This is a genomic window from Legionella sp. 16cNR16C (assembly GCF_021297775.1).
GTDB classification, from domain to species: domain Bacteria; phylum Pseudomonadota; class Gammaproteobacteria; order Legionellales; family Legionellaceae; genus Legionella_C; species Legionella_C quinlivanii_A.
Window position 1 is genome coordinate 1,074,856 of record NZ_JAJTMX010000003.1, and the last position, 18,605, is coordinate 1,093,460.

An 18,605-nucleotide genomic window follows, 5' to 3' on the forward strand; every position below is an offset into this window, starting at 1 on the left:
GAATCTGGCTCAGTTCCAAGCAGTCTGAGATCCTTCTACGCTCAGGATGACGTATCGGGGGAGTTACCTTTTATTCTGAGTATTCTCTGAAGATGACTCAATTTCATCTCTTACCTTTTTACTTATCGTTTGTGCTGCTTCCCTTGAACGCGGAGTGCTGAAAAATGTCCAGTTTCCGGTGTGTCTATGATGAATCAGGTTTGGTATGCCAATCAGCAAGATACTAAAAAAGTTTGCAATAATCCTCATTCCCTGACGATAGGCTTTACGGCTATCGCCTTCCAGAGCATCAAGCAATGGCTTTTCAGCTTTTTCCAGACGCTTATTTAGCTCCTCCCTGGTCCTTGGGCTGGCGTCTCCGGTCAGGCTGTCATGTAAAATGCCATACAGCGCTTTTCGATAGTCAGCTTCATGAGGTAGCATCTTCTGGTATTTTTGAGGATTGGTCGTTTCAAGACGCTTGCGCATCTGCTCGCATTGTTCTTCAATAAACATTGCAATTCTGAAAAACTTTTGACTGGTGGCATCTTGCCCTTTTAATAAATCCAGTGTTTTTTGCTCAAGTTGCAAGCTTTCCAGATGTTTTAGTGTGGTCATTTGGACATGCATCTGAGAGAGGGGCTTGGCTAATTTCTTTTTAGCATCAGTGTCCGGCTGTAAATTATCCAGGGTACTCGCAGTAATGGCTGTAAATGCCTCTTCTATCAACAGTTTTTGGCCGGAAGGAGGTAATTTATTAGAAAATATTTCCCTCAGCAGCACTTTAAAGTCATGAGATTTTACATCGCTTCCCACTGCCAGACTTGAGTAACGTAAATTTCCAGGTACAGCACGCTGCAAATTTGCGATTAACTGCCTCTGCAGCTGGGCCTCTGGTTTCAAAAGCTCATGGCTCAATAAGTTGTTTCGGGCAAGATTCACAACGGCCTGCAGGAAACACTTGCGCATTTCAGCATTAGGTTCTGCCTGAACCGCAGTTTGCAGCTCTGCGGAAAAAGGCAAAAGCAGATTGCGAATGTCATTTGCAGTATAGGGCACGCTATGGTCCTGAAATAGGCTCATCAACTGATGCTTTTCTGGATCGATACCGATGGCCATGATATCAGCTGCGCCTATCCCTTTGTCGAACAGCCGCATTAATTGCTCTGCCAATTGGGGATAGACTTGCAATTGTTCAACTAAGCTAATGAGATTAGCTTCTTGTGTTTCATGCCTTAGAAGAAACTGCAATAAACGAATCTGCGACTCATTCTTTAATCGCGGCAATACAGCCAGCGGATTATCGCCGGGATAAACAAGATAACATTGTGCAAGTGACGCCATTGCCTTTTCATTTCTGGGCCCGGTTTCCAGAATCTTCGGCTTGATCTCTTCCAAAAATACCTGGGTTTTTTGCAGGTGGTCAGCTAAGTCTTTTCCTTTCAGCGCATTGATTTCAACCATGCGTTTTAACAGGCGTAAATAGTCAATATTGTTCTGATTGGCATAGAAATGATCAAACTGTCCCTGGTTACTTAACCATAGCATAATACTCACTTTGGCAATCTTGTCCTGGTCCGGTGAGCTTAATTCGCTAATGAAGGGTTTCAATCGCACAAACTGCGCAGGGTCAAGCAGTAATTCAGTGTAGGTTTCAATTCCGTTTTTTTGCAAGAGGTGGATTGCCTGATGAAGCGCTTGATCGTCTGCGATGCTATAAAACTGATCTCGCTCCATTGTCGTGGGCTGACTAGCCAGCACTGAGGGCAAATAATAGCAGCCGTGCATTTTATCGAGATAAAACTGCAGATCATTTTCTCCATCACGAAGACGGTTTAAAATCACTTTTGCTTCACTATCATTGCGAATACTGTGCAGACAATTCTGTATCAGCGGGGATTTACTCGAACGAAGAAATGCGGCGATTATGGTTTCCTTAGTTGAGCTACTCAGGCTTTTATCCAGGGAAGACCAAAGTGTTTTAACCTGATTACAATTTTCGCGGATCTCATCTGCAGTCTTGCCCAGCATGTTCTCTTTTATATAGCTAATCAGCGCCGGAAGAAAAGCAGCTGTGGAGTAACCGGAATATAAATGAGACAGATTGGCAGAGTCTAAAAATAATAATAAAACCCCTCGCTGGGTCGCTAGAGTCTTATTACTTAATTTAGTCAGCGCAGCCAGTTGCTGATAAAACGGATTTTCCTTCCTAAGGCACTTTTGCATTGAGACAACGCTTCGATATCCGACCAGGCCAAGCTCTTTAATTGCCTTCAAGCCCGGATTAGCAAGTGCTTTATCGACATTAGCCTGCAAACTATCTAATAATTCTCTATTCTCCTCATAGCCCCCTCTATCACTTGCCAATTGCGTGAACTGTTCGATGATATCGCTATCAGGGTGAACTTTTCCATTTCTTAGAAAGATAGCCTGCAGGATATTACGTACCAATGGATTGTGAATAATGGGTGCGTCCTCAGTCCCTATCAATGGGGTCGCTCCGGCCTCAACGGAGCTTACATGGATATTGGCAGCTGAATTCACTACTTTAGGTTCAAAGCTGCTCATAAAAAGGACTTCTCGTTCCTCAGGTTTTTTATTGGTGTTTTTAATGATACCGGCTAACCATTGGCCAGGATCATCCTTCCGATATTCAAGATGGAACGCAGCAAGTTGCCCATCTTTATCAACAAAACCGAAGTCTATCGATGCCAGCTTATTGTTGGCAAAATTCTCAGGATCTTCCTCTGCCTTTTTCAAAGGATGTTCATACACATTGGCACCGAACAGCATCTTTAATACCGCGCCAAACATGTTACCCTGGGTATAAAACTCATGATCGCTTTTTTCGGAATCCTTCCATGTTTCAAGGTGGAGCAGGCATTCCTCAAGGGTACCCATAAAAGTAGAGCGCTCGAAATCGGGCTCGAGTGTTAAAATATTGGTTCCACCTCCAAGTACGAAATCGCTTCCGAAGGCGGTGAATACTTCTTTATAGGTTCCTCTAATCAGATATGGAGGCATCGCTATTGGCCGTAAGTAATAAATAAACTATGATTATACTCTTATTTAAGTACAAATACTGATAATACAGTGTAAATATTGTTACTATTTGAATAATTTATTGTAAAAATTTATGAATTTTAATCTTATTGGCTGTGGCCGTCTGGGAAAACAACTCGCTTTTGCCCTTATTTGTTCAGGGCAAGGTAAATTGCACTCTGTGTATAATAAGCACTATGAATCCGCCGTGAACTCCGTCCGGTTATTAGGCGAAGGGCAAGCGATAGGCGAACTGCAGGCGCTTTCCCGGGCGAATCTGCATTTTATTACCACGCCCGACTCAGTAATCCCTGATATTGTTCAACAGCTACAGCATTATGGAACTAATCTCAAAGGCTCTACCATTATCCATTGCAGCGGCGTATTATCATCGGCCATTTTATCCCCCTTGCGTGCTCTGGGCTGTCATATCGCGTGCATTCATCCATTAAAACCTTTTCCTCATCAGGCGCTCAATGCAGAAATTTTTAAAGATTGTTATTGCAGTATTGAGGGAGATGCAAAAGCGGTAGAGATTATTTCTCCTATGTTTGTAAATCTTGGCGCTAAATTATTCAGCATTGAGGCAAGTCAAAAAATGCTTTACCACAGCGCTGCTGCAATTGCCTCGAATTATCTGGTGACACTTGCCCATGTGGCTACCCAATGTATGCGTGAGTCTGGGGTTGAAAACGAGCTGGCAAAGGAAATTATTGTTTCTCTAATGCAAAACAGCCTGTCTAATGTCCACAGTGCCAAGGATTTGCCTCATGCATTAACTGGCCCAATCGCTCGTGGCGACGAAGAAACGATACGCCAGCACCTGCAATCTATACTCGATCCGGTGATTGAATCATTATATCGTCAGGCTGGCCTGGCTACTCTGGCATTTGCGCCATTGTCAGAAGAAAAGAAAAAAAACTTGCGGGCAATATTGAAGAACTAGGTATATGGTTTTATTTAGCAAACTGTTTGCTCTTCACATATAGGACTTTTTTTACCGCAGCAACCATCTGCTGAGCTTCATCATAAATCGTGACTGTAAAAACCGGGTTTATTTTTCCTTTGGCCAGCGCTTCCTGGCGAATTTGCTCAATCTCTTCATCGCTAAGTCTGAACTCGGCAAATACCCTGCCTTTTCCTGGGCTGAGATACTGAATTTCACCTTGCTGATCCCAGACAATAAAATCTTTGCCCAGCCGTTGTAAGAGCATGAGCATAAAAAAGGGATCGGTCATTGAAAACAGGCTGCCGCCAAAATGAACCCCTACATAGTTTTGATTATACCAGCGTAATTTAAGCGATACCCGAATGTAACTATAATCGGATTTTATCTCATCAACGTGAATTCCAGCGCCCCAGAAGGGGGGCCAGAGATTCATAATCCAGCGTAATTTTCGGGCAGTAAGTTTCATACTGCGGTCTCGTTCGACCGAATCACTTCGAGAGAAGTGACTGCCTGCAATCCACGCGGCAAGCGGTTACCGCGGCGTCCGCGCTCAGCACGATAATGGTTCAGATCAACCGGCTTAAGGGTAAAATGTCTTTTTCCTGCATGAACAGTTAACTGATCTGCTTCACAAAGCACTTGAAAATCAACGATGAACTCTTCTCGCGCACTGGCTTTTGCACTGGGGATACTAATCATTTTATTGCCTTTACCCTTAGTTAAAAGCGGCAACTCTTTTGCTGAAAAAATAAGCAGACGGCCAATATTGGTTGCACAGGCAATCAGATCATTCTCTATATTATTGACTGGTCTTGGCGATAAAATGCGGCTATTCTCAGGCAATTTGAGACAAGCCTTACCATTGCGGTTTTTAACATACAGTTCACCAAGCTGAGTGATAAAGCCATAACCGGCATCGCTGGCGAGCAGGATGTAGTTTTCTGCTTCCCCGGAAGTCACTGCCTCGAACAGCATACCGTCTGCGGGATTTAGTTTGCCAGTCAGCGGCTCACCCTGACCTCTGGCAGAAGGCAGCACATGTCCAGGCAAGGTATACACCTTCCCTTCACTATCAAAAAACACCACCTGCTGATTACTGCGCGCATTGGTTTGCGTCTTGAATCCATCACCTGCCTTGTAGCTCAAATCCTGGCCATTCACATCATAGCCCTTGGCTGCTCGCACCCAACCTTTTTGCGATAAAATGACGGTGATTGGCTCATTCGGAAGGATATCTTCTTCTTTTAAAGCCTGTGAATCCTGACGCTCCATTAAAGGAGAACGTCTTAAGTCGCCATAGCTGTCGCGATCGGCTGCTATTTCAGTTTTAACCAGATTTCGCAATTTCCCTTCGTCGGCTAATAAAGCCTGGATATGATCGCGCTCTTTACATAAGTCTTTGAGCTCAGCCTGCAAGCGGATTTCCTCAAGCTTGGCCAGATGGCGCAGCTTCATTTCCAATATCGCCTCAGCCTGCCTGTCGCTTAAAGAAAACCGCTTCATCAACGCCAGTTTAGGCTGATCTTCCTCGCGGATAATGCGAATAACCTCATCAAGGTTCAGATAGGCAATAATCAAACCCTCAAGAACATGAATGCGCTCAAGAATTTTATTCAGACGATATTGCAAACGCCGGGTTACTGTTGCCAGACGAAATACCAGCCATTCCTTCAATAAACTTAAGAGATCTTTAACCCGGGGTTTGCCATCCAGGCCAATCATATTGAAATTGACCCGATAACTGCGCTCCAAATCGGTGGTGGCAAATAAATGAGACATCAGGCCCTCAACGTCCACCCGATTCGACTTGGGTATAATAACCAGGCGAGTGGGATGCTCATGATCTGACTCATCGCGCAAATCCTCAACCATGGGTAATTTCTTTTGCTGCATTTGAGCCGCTATCTGCTCAATGACGCGCGCTCCTGATACCTGATAAGGTAAGGCATGAATAACAATCTGATGTGCTTCCACATGGTAAATAGCCCGCATTTTCACTGAGCCCTGGCCCGACTCATACATAGACCTTATTTGCTGAGGCGGGGTAATAATTTCAGCCTGGGTTGGGAAATCGGGGCCTTTGATATGCTGCAAAACATCATAAAGTTCTGCATGCGGGTGTTCCAGCAGATGAATACAGGCATTGGCTACTTCAATCAGATTATGCGGCAGAACATCAGAAGACATGCCCACGGCAATCCCGGTGGCTCCATTTAACAGCACATTGGGCAGGCGCGCCGGCAATAAAGCGGGCTCCTGCAAACTGCCGTCAAAATTATCGACCCAATCTACGGTGCCCTGCTGTAATTCCGAGAGTAATAATTCCGCATAATTGGAAAGCCTGGCCTCGGTATAACGCATCGCAGCAAATGACTTGGGATCATCAGGAGAACCCCAGTTTCCCTGTCCGTCAACAAAAGGATAGCGATATGAAAAAGGTTGCGCCATCAGCACCATGGCTTCATAACAGGCCGAGTCGCCATGAGGATGGAACTTACCTAATACATCCCCTACCGTCCGCGCTGATTTTTTATGTTTGGCAGTCGCTTTCAGGCCTAGTTCAGACATCGCATAGACGATACGACGCTGAACAGGCTTCAGCCCATCCGCCAGATGAGGCAGTGCTCTATCAAGAATCACATACATTGAGTAATCGAGATAAGCTTTCTCGGTGAACTCAGTAAGCGGCTTTTGCTCGATGTTATCAATTGCTAGCATAATTAAAGTTTCTGGTTACTGTTTGAACAAATGATGATTGACCCCTATTATAGCCGGTTTAACTTGCGCTTGATAGCTGACTCCACTTCAAGTAGAAGATGGTGGGGAGGTATTGAGGGGTACTGCCATAAGTGAAGGAGTTTTGTCCTTCCCGCGAAGACGGGAATCCATTTCTCTATTGGTATTATAGCTAGCTCAGAGATAGATCCCCGCCTACGCGGGGAGGACAATTTAATACAAAGAGGATCTCAAATTTACTTCAGGTTCTTTCTGACTTTTTGAATAGCACGAATCTGCGCAACCGCGCGCGCCAATTCAGTAGCTGCCATAGAATAATCAATGTCAGCATTTTTATTGGCAATCGCTTCTTCAGCTCTGGTTTTAGCAGCAAGAGCCGCCGCTTCGTCCAGGCTTTCAGCACGCTCAACTTCATCAGCGAGTACGGTCACATAGAAAGGCTGAACCTCCAGCATGCCACCCGATACGTAATACACTTCCTGTGTACCGCCCATATGGGTAATCCGAATTTCGCCTGGTTTCAGCACTGTAAGTAGTGGAGCATGGCCGGGAGTAATACCGATTTCTCCCAGCTCGCCGGTGGCGACCACCATCTCCACAACGCCCGAGAAAATTTCTCGTTCAGCGCTGACAATATCCAAATGGGTTGTAATAGCCATTTTTTCTTGCCTCATAGTGTCTTGGCTTTAGCGACAGCCTCTTCAATGCTTCCCACCATATAGAACGCCTGCTCAGGTAGATCATCATACTCACCAGCCAAAATACCCTGGAAGCCTTTGATGGTGTCTTTGAGAGACACGTATTTTCCGGGCGAACCAGTGAATACCTCGGCTACGAAGAAGGGCTGGGACAGAAAACGCTGAATCTTACGGGCTCTGGATACAACGCGCTTATCTTCTTCAGATAACTCATCCATCCCCAGAATCGCGATAATATCTTTCAGCTCTTTGTAACGCTGCAGCGTTTGTTGTACGCGTCGAGCGGTATCATAATGCTCTTGTCCAACAATTAATGGATCCAGCTGACGTGAGGTAGAGTCGAGAGGATCTACCGCAGGGTAAATTCCCAGCTCGGCAATCTGACGGGACAATACAACTGTCGCATCAAGGTGAGCAAAGGTAGTTGCTGGTGATGGGTCAGTCAGGTCGTCCGCAGGAACATAGACTGCCTGAATAGAGGTAATAGAACCTGTTTTGGTTGAGGTAATACGCTCTTGCAGCATACCCATTTCTTCTGCCAGTGTAGGCTGATAACCTACCGCAGAGGGCATACGACCCAGCAAGGCTGATACTTCTACCCCGGCCAAGGTATAACGATAAATGTTATCGATAAACAGAAGAACGTCTCTTCCTTCATCACGGAACTTCTCTGCCATTGTCAGGCCTGTCAGAGCAACACGCAGACGGTTTCCTGGCGGCTCATTCATCTGTCCGTAAACCAGCGACACTTTATCCAGTACGTTGGAGTCTTTCATTTCATGATAGAAGTCGTTTCCTTCCCGGGTACGCTCACCGACCCCGGCGAATACCGAGTATCCGCTATGCTCAATCGCGATATTACGGATTAACTCCATCATATTTACTGTTTTACCTACACCGGCACCACCGAAGAGTCCAACCTTTCCTCCCTTCGCGAAAGGACAAAGCAGATCGATAACTTTAATACCGGTTTCGAGCAGCTCCTGGCTGCCTGCCTGCTCTTCATAGGAAGGGGCTTTACGATGAATCGCCCAGTGCTCATCAGCACCAATCGGACCTGCTTCATCCACAGGACGTCCCAGAACGTCCATAATTCGGCCCAATGTTTTTTTACCGACAGGAACCTGAATCGGCTCGCCAGTATTTTTCGCTTCAAGGCCGCGCTTTAAGCCATCGGTGCTACCCATAGCGATAGTACGGACAACACCGTCGCCCAGCTGCTGCTGCACTTCAAACACCAGATCACCTTCAACCAGGTGCAGTGCATCGTTTACTTTTGGAACGCTGTCACGTGGGAACTCCACATCGACTACCGCTCCGATTACTTCAACTACCTTTCCTAAACTCATATTCAAACCCTCTTATAATGCGCTTGCGCCACCGACAATTTCGGCTAATTCCTGCGTAATAGCCGCCTGTCGAGCTTTGTTATATGCCAATTGAAATTCTTTAATCAAAGCACCAGCATTATCAGTGGCACTTTTCATTGCTATCATTTTAGCCGCCTGTTCGCAGGCAATATTTTCTACCACTGCCTGATAAACCTGAAGTTCACTGTAGCGCTCTAATAAAGCATCCAGCAATTCTTTGGAATCCGGTTCGTAGATATAATCCCAATGGTGTGCCAGTTGGCTGCTATCTTTTTCATCAGTTGGCAGGGGCAGCATTTGTCTGGTAACCGGCTTTTGGGTCATGGTATTAACGAACTCGTTATAAACCACGTGCAAAGCGTCAATTTCACCCTGGTAAAAGGCATCCAGCATGATCTTTACAACACCGATGATATCTCTGACACCGGGTTTATCACCCAAATGATCGGCACTTGCTATAACATGCCCGCCGACGCGTCGGAAAAATGCCTGACCTTTACGACCTATCACGCAGAGACTGATCTCTTTACCTTCCTGCTGCCATTGGCGCATGTTTTTGATCGTCTCACGCAACAGATTGGCATTCAAACCACCGCATAATCCACGATCGGAAGTTATCACGATAAGGCCGATGCGTTTGATGTCGCGAACCGTCATAAAAGGATGTCGATACTCAGAGTTTGCGCGGGCGATATGTTTGACGACATTATAAATTTTGCTTGCATAGGGTTTTGAGGCTCGCATTGCATCCTGGGTTTTACGCATTTTGCTTGCAGCCACCATTTCCATAGCACGAGTGATCTTTTGTGTATTCTTCACACTCGCAATTTTTGTGCGGATCTCTTTTGCTCCAGCCATATCTTGCTTCGCCTTTAATTATCAGGATGGTTTAACCATCCTGCGTAATCAATTATTCCTAGTATGCTGTTACCAGCTGCCTGTACGCTTGAATTCCTCTACTGCATGTTTCAGTTGAGATTCAATGTCATTATCGTATGCACCTGATTCATTAATTTTGCTCATCAGGCTGGCATAGGAGCCGTGCATGAAGCTGCGTAATGCCGTTTCAAAGGCATTCACTTCCACAACAGGCACATCATCGAGATAACCTTTCTCTACGATAAACAGAGACAGTCCCATTTCGGCTACTGATAATGGCGCATATTGTTTCTGCTTCATCAGTTCAGTGATCCGCTGGCCACGCTCTAACTGTTTACGTGTAGCATCATCCAGGTCAGAAGCAAATTGCGAGAATGCTTCCAGCTCCCGGAACTGGGCAAGAGCCAGTCGCGTACCACCGCCAAGTTTCTTCATAATCTTGGTTTGAGCAGCACCACCCACCCGAGAAACCGACAGACCGGAGTTGATAGCAGGGCGTACGCCGGAGTTAAACAAATCAACATCCAGGAAGATCTGACCATCGGTAATAGAAATAACGTTGGTTGGTACGAAGGCGGATACGTCGCCTGCCTGCGTTTCGATAATTGGCAGTGCAGTGAGTGATCCGGTTTTGCCTTTCACTTCGCCGTTCGTTAACTTTTCTACTTCAGCGGCGTTAATTCTCGCAGCTCTTTCCAGCAAACGTGAATGCAGATAGAAAATATCCCCAGGATAGGCTTCACGTCCAGGTGGACGACGCAGCAGCAGAGAAATCTGACGATATGCCCAGGCTTGTTTGGTTAAATCATCATAGACAATCAGTGCATCTTCGCCACGCTCCATGAAGTATTCACCCATAGAACAACCAGAGTAGGGCGCAATAAACTGCAGCGCTGCAGAATCTGAGGCTCCGGCGACAACCACAATAGTGTGTTCCAGCGCACCGTGCTCTTCAAGTTTGCGAACAATAGCGGACACAGAAGAAGCCTTCTGACCGATTGCGACATAAATACATTTAACGCCAGTGCCTTTCTGATTAATAATGGCATCAATGGCAATCGCTGACTTTCCAGTTTGTCGGTCACCGATGATCAATTCACGCTGACCACGTCCAACAGGGATCATCGCGTCAATCGCTTTAAGACCAGTCTGTACAGGCTGATCAACTGACTGACGAGCAATAACGCCTGGAGCCACTTTTTCGATAGGAGACATTTTGTCGGCTTCAATTGGACCTTTGCCGTCAATAGGATTACCCAGGGCGTCAACAACACGTCCCAAAAGCTTTCTGCCAACAGGCACTTCAAGAATTCGACCAGTACATTTTCCTTTCTGGCCTTCTGACAGGCTTGAGTAATCACCAAGGATTACCGCACCCACTGAGTCGCGCTCAAGGTTAAGCGCCAGACCATAGACACCGCCAGGAAACTCAATCATTTCACCCTGCATTACATCAGCAAGGCCATGCAAGCGGACAATACCATCTTTCAGACTAACGATAGTACCTTCATTTCTGGCTTCGGACGCCACATTAAAATGTTCAATTTTTTTTCTGATTAATTCACTAATTTCAGAAGGGTTTAGTGCAACTTGTGACATGAATAGTTCCTCTTGTTATGCGGCAAGGCTGGTACGAAGCGTGGTCAATCTACCACTAACCGAACCATCGATTACCAAATCCCCGGCATTGATAATTGCGCCGCCAATCAGCGACTTATCAATTACAATATTCAACTTGACTTTACGCTGCAGACGCTCACTCAAAGCCTTAATCAGTTTATCCTGCTGAGTATCCGATAACTCGGAATAGCTGAAAACTTCAACTTCGAGTGTCTTCTCATGCTCGGCGCGCTCAGCTTCAAACAGAACCATAATATCTGGTAACAGCATTAATCGTCTGTTCTCTGACAGAAGCGCGATAAGATTATTCAGTGCATCGGCATCCGCTCCGGCATTGGAAGGAAGCAATGACGATAGGAACTGACTATGCTGAGCAGAAGTCGTCGCTGGATTATTGATAAAGCGTTCGCTTTGCTCATTCATAACCAGCAAAGCCAATAGATTTAAATATTCAGACCACACCGCCAGCTTCTTTTCATTCAGAGCATGCTCGAAAATGGCTTTGGCATAAGGTCTTGCAAGGGTTACAGTATCTGGCATGTTAAATCTCTTCAATCAGGTTATCTAACAAGGCACTGTTTGCTTGAACATCAATCGTCTTCCGCAGAATTTTTTCCGCACTGGCAACAGCCAGTTGAGCCACTTGCTTGCGCAAGTCATCTTTGGCGCGATTGATTTCCTGCTGTAACTGTTCGTGAGCCAACTTAACCTGCTTTTGCGCTTCAAGCTTGGCTTCTTCTTTAGCCTCTTCAATAAGTTGACTGGCTCTTTTGGTCGCTTTTTCGATTATTTCAGCAGAATGCGCTTTAGCCTGCTTGAGCTCATCTTTGACACGGTGCTGAGCCAATTCAAGCTCTTTGCGCCCACGCTCGGCTGCTGCAAGACCATCAGCAATTTTTTCCTGACGCTCTTCCATTGCTTTCGCTAATGGCGGCCATACGAATTTCATGGTAAACCATACAAATGCAGCAAATACGAGCATTTGTACTATCAGTGTTAAGTTAATTTCCAACGCAGTTTCTCCCCTGTAACAGTTCAGGGCGCATTCACGCCCCTAGACGGTGTTATCAAGAACCCAGATTGCTTAAGAATGGATTAGCGAAAGTGAAGAACAGGGCAATACCAACACCAATCATGGTTACCGCATCTAACAGACCAGCTACGATAAACATTTTAACCTGAAGCATAGGAACCATTTCTGGCTGACGAGCAGAGCCTTCCAGGAACTTGCCACCCAGCAATCCGAAACCAATTGCTGTACCCAGAGCACCTAAACCAATTAACAAGGCTACTGCAATAACAGTCATACCCTGAACTTGTGCTATTAAATTTGCTGCTTGCATAAAAATCCCCTTTATGGACGATGATTAAAGTTAAACCTAGTGATCCTCATGGGCAAGACTTAAATAAACAATAGTCAGTACCATGAAAATAAATGCCTGTAACGTAATAACCAAAATATGAAAAATAGACCATCCCAATGATAACAGGAACTGGGCAGCGCCAAGCGTTACCGTTCCGGCGACAGATGACATGGAGTTTAATGTAAGCAAGGCGATTAGAATAAAAATTAATTCGCCAGCATACAGATTTCCAAACAACCGCAATGCCAGAGAAATAGGTTTGGCAATTAAGCCAACCAATTCAAGGACCAGGTTAACAGGAATGAAGTACCATTTATTGAATGGCTGTAATGCCAATTCTTTGGTAAAACCTTTTATTCCCTTAATTTTGATGCTGTAAAACAGTATCAAAATAAATACTGACAGCGACATGCCAAAGGTCAGATTTAAATCATTGGTCGGTACGACTTTCAGATAGTGTACCCCCATAAGCTTGGCTGCTTCAGGAAGAACATCCACTGGAACGATATCCATGAAGTTCATCAGAAATACCCAGACAAATATGGTCAGAGCTAAAGGCCCGATCAATTTATTTTTGCCATGGAAACAATCCTTCACCTGACTATCTGCAAAGTCCAGCATCAGTTCGGCAAAGTTTTGCAGTTTTCCAGGCACAGCAGTAGTAACGCGGCGAGCTCCGAAATACATCATCAGAAGCACCAGACTGCCTAGTGTAATTGAAAAAAACAGTGTGTCTAAATTCAAGGTCCAGAAACCACCCGAACCGAACTGCATCTCTTTAACATTGAAGGTCAAATATGTTAAATGATGTTTAATGTAATCTGTACTTGATACCATTTCAGTCACTTTCTGGCCTATTTCGTTGATTATCAATAAGCAGTGGTGAAAACCAGTGCGATATTACCACTACTATATAGGTTAAAAAAAACGCCAGGGGTTGCACTTTATAAGTACTAAAAACCAGCACAAACAGGAATATAGAGGAGCCTATTTTTATAAATTCCCCTAGATAAAAATTTTTCACTATTTGCCGCGCGGCTCTCGCCCCTCGATATTTAAAAAGCAGTTTTGCAAATAATAATGAAGGAAGTAATGCAATCACTCCACCCAGAAAAGCAGATATACCCGCTTCTCTGCCTTTTATTAACAAGGTAGTGAAAACAATTATCAGGATCAATAACAATTGAATTTCCTGAAGTTTTTTTACCCCGTTTACATTATTATCAAGTTTCACAAAATAACCTACCTTTCCAGGCGCGGATTATAATGGAATCAACCTGGATAAGCAACGCAATCATTCATTTCCTTATAAATCCTCTCGCCCCTCAGGCGAGAGAGTTAGAGAGAGAGTTGTAAAATCTACCAGCCCGGTATCGAGGATCCGTCTTTATGTGTTAAAGAGTGTATTCATTAAAATAAAATATGTCATTATTCACAGGTACCCGTCATCTCGAACGCAGTGAGAGATCTCCAAATCCTGGTTTGTACCAGCCTTCGGAGATCTCTCACTGCGCTCAAGACGACCTGGAATGACACAGTTTGATGAACACCCTCGCACCAAATGGCTTATTTCAATCACTTTGCCTATATTTTAATTAGGAGTGCTGCCCTTCTTTTGGGGGAGCATTTATTCCTGTCTGAACTGATTTGACAAGTTAAGGAATTACTTATGTCTGAAAAGCAACAAGGCACCGCAGCCACTATGCGGGAAAAAATGCTCCATCGCTATGACGATGGTCATCATCATAAGCACAACAAAAATCACTTCACCTATCGAAAACACTGCAAATCCCATCCTGTGCAGGCTCTTAATGGACTTGACGAAAGCGATGACAATGAGTCAACCGGATTGTTGCGTGCATTTAAATTAAGAAAAATTCGCAAACGACTGGATAAAGGTCGATTCCATTGATAAAGTTAATGCTAACCTCCAGGTTAGCCACTTCCTGGTTTGGGTCGGTACACTGTGGTCTGTGTTTGCGCAGACCACAGATTTCTAGCCATTTGGAGCGGGGGTTTCGCTCAAATTATAGTAGCGCATCAGTTTCACCACGCGAATGACATCACTTGTATTACGGGCGATCTCAATAACCCGCTCAGCCTGTCTTGGCCGCACATCCCCCATAATGTATACGATTCTATCAGAGGTAATAATTTTAAAGGCATTGGGATCAATTGAGGCATCTGCAAAAATCTGACTTCGTATTTTTGTGGTTATCCAGCTATCCTGCAAGCCACTGCCTGCATCCTGACTTACATCGACCTGATCAAATAATTCGCGATAACCACTGAGACTATTTAAACGACGAACCGCAACATCGCGCAGATGCTGGCTGGGTACATGACCTGCTAACAGTACGTCGCCATTTAATACAGCCAAGTCCAGGGAACAGCCGGGTTGCTTCAGGATTCTGTCATCAAACAGGATATGGTGGGCGTTAGCGGCCAGCTGATAATCATCCAGCTTTTTATATACATCATGCCGGTCATAAATCAGGTTAGCGCCAGTCCATACGCTGCCCAGGCAACCGCCGAGCAGCAATGACATCAAGATGATTACTATGTGCCCCATCCCTGGTCTCATACTAGGTTATGTACTGAAAAACTTTGACTACCTTTTGAACTCCAGGAACCTGTCTGGCCACTTCCACTGCCAAATCACCCTGCTCCTGAGTAACAATTCCCATCAGATAGACTACTGCATTCTCGGTAACAACCCGAATTGAACCAGACTCAAGATTTTTTCGCGTAAGCATACGACTTCGTACCTGGCTAGTCATCCAGCTATCGCGGGTTTGCTGTGACATGGATAATGGGTGTCCCAGCGTGATTTCATCATAAACCCGCCGCACATGAGGGGTTCTCTGAGCAATCTTTTCTGCCATCACCCGCAGTGAAGCAGTTGGCGTTTGTCCCACCAGCAACACTATCTGGTTAAAACTGACCACTGAAATCCGGGAATCAGCAAACTGCGGATCGGTTACTATTTCCTTATGAACCAGATGATATATCCGGGCATCACTCTCAAGCATTGACAGGCTGCGCCGATCATAGACAATAGCCCCGGCAGCCGCTCCTGCAACAACCGCTGCGACACAGCCGCTTAATAAAGCGCTAATCAGTAAAAAGCACAAGGCACGAAACTTCATGGTTTACCTCAACATCTGCCCAAACAACGACTGGTCAATTAAATCACAAAAACAGTGCAGGATAAACAAGTGTGTTTCTCTTATTCGTGCAGCACTGTCTGAGGCAACCCGGATCTCAATATCTTCAGGCCCCAGATGATTAGCCAGGAGACCTCCATCACGGCCATTTAAGGCGATAGTGTCCATGCCTCGATCATTAGCAGCATTGACAGCCTGTAAAATACTATTGGAATTCCCCGATGTGGTTAAAACCAGCAATACATCACCCTCCTGGCCCAGAGCATAGATTTGCCGTGCAAAAACCTGATCGAAATGACTGTAGTTTGCAATCGATGTCACAGCCGCCACATCACTGCTTAAGGAGACAAAAGGCAGCGAGGGGCGCTCGACATCAAAATGATTTAACATGGCGGCTGAAAGATGCAGACCATTAGCAGCTGAACCGCCATTACCGCAAATCAGTACCTTATTGTCGCTTAACAGGCAATTCACCAAACGCAGGCCGGCTTTTGCAATCAGTGAGGACAGACTGTCGGCCACAGCCAATTTGGCTTCGATGCTGATACCAAATAATTGTCTTACTCGTTCTTCCATTTGCGTCATAACTACAACGTTCCTTGTTTGAGTTTAGTAATAACTATCAAATGCATTTTTTATCCACTCTATCTGTAAAGGTTTACCTTCAAAAAGCACTACATCAAAGCGCGCTGCACATTTGTCATGCAGTTTTTTGGTTAATAAATAATAATTCGCTGTTTTTATCAACTTGCGTTGCTTGGCAACTGTGATACTGGCTATGGCACCGCCGTAGTCGGAAGAACTTCTCGCACGAACCTCCACAAAAACCAGCGTGGACGCATCACGCATAATCACATCCACTTCACCCCATCGACATCTGAAATTCGATTCAATGAATTGCAATCCCTGCTTTTTTAGAAACTGAATAGCCTGACTTTCAGTTTTCTTCCCAAATTCTATTGACATAGTGTTATCTAGGTGGTTTCACTGGTCAAACGGGCAACACCGCCGCTAAAACGGCCCCAGGCCATCACTCTGGCCACCTGCTGTGCCCGATTCAGGTATAAAACGCCGTCTTTATCATTAATTCCCATTGCCGGAAACAGTTGCAGCTGGTTCAAACGTGTTCCCAGGGTGTAACTATCTGCACCAATAGCATACAGGCGGTTATAACTGTTATATTGTTCCGGCCAGTTCTTGCTGGCGAGCTGATGATTAAATACCCAAGGCATGTCGCAGAAAATAATCCCGTCGAGATCCCGGTCACGCATCGTATTCGGGGTGCCGGCATATACAGAAGAGGTGGCGAATACCGGAACATCGCCGGCAAAATAATATTTAAGTAATGGCATGATCTGGCGAGCCTTGGAAGGGTAGGCAAGCAAAAAGATCATATCGAAGTCCTGGCGGCGAATTGGCCCGGCAAGCCTGGCTTCTTCCGTTCCTGGTTTAAATTGCTTCTCGCTGGCTTTCTTTTCAGAAACCTGCAACAGCTCGCGAATGCCCTTATTCAGGTCAGACTGATTATCGTAAACCAATTGATCAACAACGATACCCCCAGCGCTCTTCCATTGCGCATCAAAGGCCGTGACAATCTCTTTGCCCCAGGCGCCATCGGGAGCAATGATGAGCGCACGCCGCAAGCCTTTCTTGCTGGCCTTAACGGCGACCTGACGGGCCTCATTGCCAGGCGAAAGCCCGAATTGATAAGCATTCTGATTACTCTCAACATCAGTATCATTCAGAAAAACAGTGGGTACAGGATGCTCTATGGCAGCTACACGCGCCACATCCGCTTTAGTTAAAGGGCCTACCACATAATCAGCACCATTTTCTATCGCCTGCTGATAGAGACTGACCGCATCTGCGGACGCTGTGTCATAAAGCTGAACATTGATTTGTTTTCCGGAGGTATCTGAATTGTGAGCAGACATAAACCCGTCTTTTATGGCACCTCCTGGTCCTGCCAGTGCTCCGGACAGGGGTAATAACAACGCGACCTGTCGGGGTCCATCATGCAAGTTGGATTTTATCGCCGCCAGTGATGGTGGAAGCAGGTTGTTAGCAGGATGATTACTGTAGTCTTCCTGCCATTTTTCCAGTCTGTAGACCAGATTTGATCCGCCGTCGGGCTGTCTTGAAATTAAAGCGAGGTTTAGCCAGCCTTTCAGTTCAGAACCTTCTTTGGCCTCCATATCCAGAGTATTTAATTCGGCAATCGGCAACCGGGTTAAATCCAGCCAGAGTAATTTTCGATTATTGTCGGCAGCGCTGCCATTAACAAGAAGTTTATCCAGTTTAATTCGTTCATTAATTGCGTAAACGGAATTATTGCCTGCTTCATAGGCACTGGCTAACACCTCATGGTACTGGCTGAAAAAATAGGCGGGAATTTCATCCGACTTTTGAATCGAAGCCAATCGTGAAATAGCCGATTTGGGCTGATCACGCATTAGATCAATTTTTGCCAGCAGGATATTCTTTTCACTGGTTTGTGCTGCATTAAGCCCCTCTAACTGTGTTAAGATGTCATTAGCATCGCGCCACTGGCCATCATTCAAATATCGGCCGGCGGCCAGAATGAGCAGACCATTTCGCTCATCCCCTGACTGATTATTTGCCATGGCCAGATAGGCTTCGGCAGGCATACTGAAAGGAGAGGGAGCTTCGGACTGGTGAACCATTGGGCGGTTTTCGATCGCTGCCTTGGTACAGTGGCTTAATAATAATACTGAAGCAGTCAATATCGATAATTTGGCTAAACGAGATTTAACGAGCATGAAAATGAGTCCACAACGCTG

The 18,605-nt window shown here is 45.5% G+C and carries 19 protein-coding genes; 2 read left to right on the forward strand and 17 right to left on the reverse strand.

The annotated features are described in order from the left end of the window. Positions 1-63 precede the first annotated feature (63 nt). Positions 64-3,003 (reverse strand): hypothetical protein, encoded by a 2,940-nt coding sequence (locus tag LXA66_RS14905; protein WP_233013779.1) that lies wholly within the window; start codon positions 3,001-3,003, stop codon positions 64-66. 112 nt (positions 3,004-3,115) lie between these two features. Between LXA66_RS14905 and LXA66_RS14910 the strand changes: the two genes are divergently transcribed. Then, positions 3,116-3,967, forward strand: a complete 852-nt coding sequence (locus LXA66_RS14910; protein WP_233013780.1) for a Rossmann-like and DUF2520 domain-containing protein — start codon at positions 3,116-3,118, stop codon at positions 3,965-3,967. Between the two features lie 10 nt (positions 3,968-3,977). Here LXA66_RS14910 and LXA66_RS14915 read toward each other — a convergent pair whose 3' ends face one another. From LXA66_RS14915 to LXA66_RS14965, 11 genes are all read right to left on the reverse strand, one after another. Further along, a complete protein-coding gene (locus LXA66_RS14915) occupies positions 3,978-4,436 on the reverse strand; it encodes a DUF4442 domain-containing protein (protein ID WP_233013781.1) in 459 nt (152 codons plus the stop codon). Then, positions 4,433-6,688, reverse strand: coding sequence for a DNA topoisomerase IV subunit A (gene parC, locus LXA66_RS14920; protein WP_233013782.1), 2,256 nt, complete (start codon positions 6,686-6,688; stop codon positions 4,433-4,435). The genes LXA66_RS14915 and parC overlap by 4 nt, the downstream gene beginning before the upstream one ends. 254 nt (positions 6,689-6,942) lie before the next feature. After that, the gene (locus tag LXA66_RS14925; RefSeq protein ID WP_058507309.1) at positions 6,943-7,365 is read right to left on the reverse strand and encodes a F0F1 ATP synthase subunit epsilon; all 423 of its coding nucleotides are present in this window, start codon (positions 7,363-7,365) and stop codon (positions 6,943-6,945) included. 11 nt (positions 7,366-7,376) lie between these two features. Continuing rightward, on the reverse strand, positions 7,377-8,753 hold the full coding sequence (atpD, locus tag LXA66_RS14930) for a F0F1 ATP synthase subunit beta (RefSeq protein ID WP_058506944.1): 1,377 nt from the start codon (positions 8,751-8,753) through the stop codon (positions 7,377-7,379). 12 nt (positions 8,754-8,765) lie between these two features. Next, the gene (gene atpG, locus LXA66_RS14935; protein WP_112218773.1) at positions 8,766-9,632 is read right to left on the reverse strand and encodes a F0F1 ATP synthase subunit gamma; all 867 of its coding nucleotides are present in this window, start codon (positions 9,630-9,632) and stop codon (positions 8,766-8,768) included. Between the two features lie 69 nt (positions 9,633-9,701). Continuing rightward, positions 9,702-11,252, reverse strand: coding sequence for a F0F1 ATP synthase subunit alpha (gene atpA / locus LXA66_RS14940; protein ID WP_112218774.1), 1,551 nt, complete (start codon positions 11,250-11,252; stop codon positions 9,702-9,704). Between the two features lie 15 nt (positions 11,253-11,267). Continuing rightward, positions 11,268-11,813 (reverse strand): F0F1 ATP synthase subunit delta, encoded by a 546-nt coding sequence (locus tag LXA66_RS14945; RefSeq protein ID WP_233013783.1) that lies wholly within the window; start codon positions 11,811-11,813, stop codon positions 11,268-11,270. A 1-nt stretch (position 11,814) separates the two neighbouring features. Further along, positions 11,815-12,285: a F0F1 ATP synthase subunit B gene (locus LXA66_RS14950; RefSeq protein WP_058506940.1), complete on the reverse strand. Its 471-nt coding sequence runs from the start codon at positions 12,283-12,285 to the stop codon at positions 11,815-11,817. 55 nt (positions 12,286-12,340) lie between these two features. Beyond that, complete coding sequence (gene atpE, locus LXA66_RS14955; RefSeq protein WP_028385819.1) at positions 12,341-12,616, reverse strand: F0F1 ATP synthase subunit C; 276 nt, start codon at positions 12,614-12,616, stop codon at positions 12,341-12,343. A 36-nt stretch (positions 12,617-12,652) separates the two neighbouring features. After that, positions 12,653-13,474, reverse strand: a complete 822-nt coding sequence (atpB, locus tag LXA66_RS14960) for a F0F1 ATP synthase subunit A (protein ID WP_112218776.1) — start codon at positions 13,472-13,474, stop codon at positions 12,653-12,655. A gap of 1 nt (position 13,475) precedes the next feature. Next, the gene (locus LXA66_RS14965) at positions 13,476-13,871 is read right to left on the reverse strand and encodes an ATP synthase subunit I (RefSeq protein WP_233013784.1); all 396 of its coding nucleotides are present in this window, start codon (positions 13,869-13,871) and stop codon (positions 13,476-13,478) included. Positions 13,872-14,306: 435 nt separating this feature from the next. Here LXA66_RS14965 and LXA66_RS14970 point away from each other — a divergent pair, with 435 nt between their 5' ends. After that, complete coding sequence (locus tag LXA66_RS14970; protein ID WP_112218778.1) at positions 14,307-14,549, forward strand: hypothetical protein; 243 nt, start codon at positions 14,307-14,309, stop codon at positions 14,547-14,549. 84 nt (positions 14,550-14,633) lie between these two features. Here the strand turns inward: LXA66_RS14970 and LXA66_RS14975 are convergent, their stop codons facing one another. Genes LXA66_RS14975 through LXA66_RS14995 form a run of 5 tightly spaced genes read right to left on the reverse strand, consistent with a single transcriptional unit; the run spans position 14,634 to position 18,584 of the window. Continuing rightward, the gene (locus tag LXA66_RS14975) at positions 14,634-15,209 is read right to left on the reverse strand and encodes a BON domain-containing protein (protein ID WP_233013785.1); all 576 of its coding nucleotides are present in this window, start codon (positions 15,207-15,209) and stop codon (positions 14,634-14,636) included. A gap of 13 nt (positions 15,210-15,222) precedes the next feature. Then, the gene (locus tag LXA66_RS14980) at positions 15,223-15,786 is read right to left on the reverse strand and encodes a BON domain-containing protein (RefSeq protein ID WP_233013786.1); all 564 of its coding nucleotides are present in this window, start codon (positions 15,784-15,786) and stop codon (positions 15,223-15,225) included. 3 nt (positions 15,787-15,789) lie between these two features. Further along, positions 15,790-16,389 (reverse strand): SIS domain-containing protein, encoded by a 600-nt coding sequence (locus LXA66_RS14985; protein ID WP_112218781.1) that lies wholly within the window; start codon positions 16,387-16,389, stop codon positions 15,790-15,792. A 24-nt stretch (positions 16,390-16,413) separates the two neighbouring features. After that, positions 16,414-16,770: a YraN family protein gene (locus LXA66_RS14990; protein WP_233013787.1), complete on the reverse strand. Its 357-nt coding sequence runs from the start codon at positions 16,768-16,770 to the stop codon at positions 16,414-16,416. Between the two features lie 8 nt (positions 16,771-16,778). Further along, the gene (locus LXA66_RS14995) at positions 16,779-18,584 is read right to left on the reverse strand and encodes a penicillin-binding protein activator (RefSeq protein ID WP_233013788.1); all 1,806 of its coding nucleotides are present in this window, start codon (positions 18,582-18,584) and stop codon (positions 16,779-16,781) included. Positions 18,585-18,605: the final 21 nt, after the last annotated feature.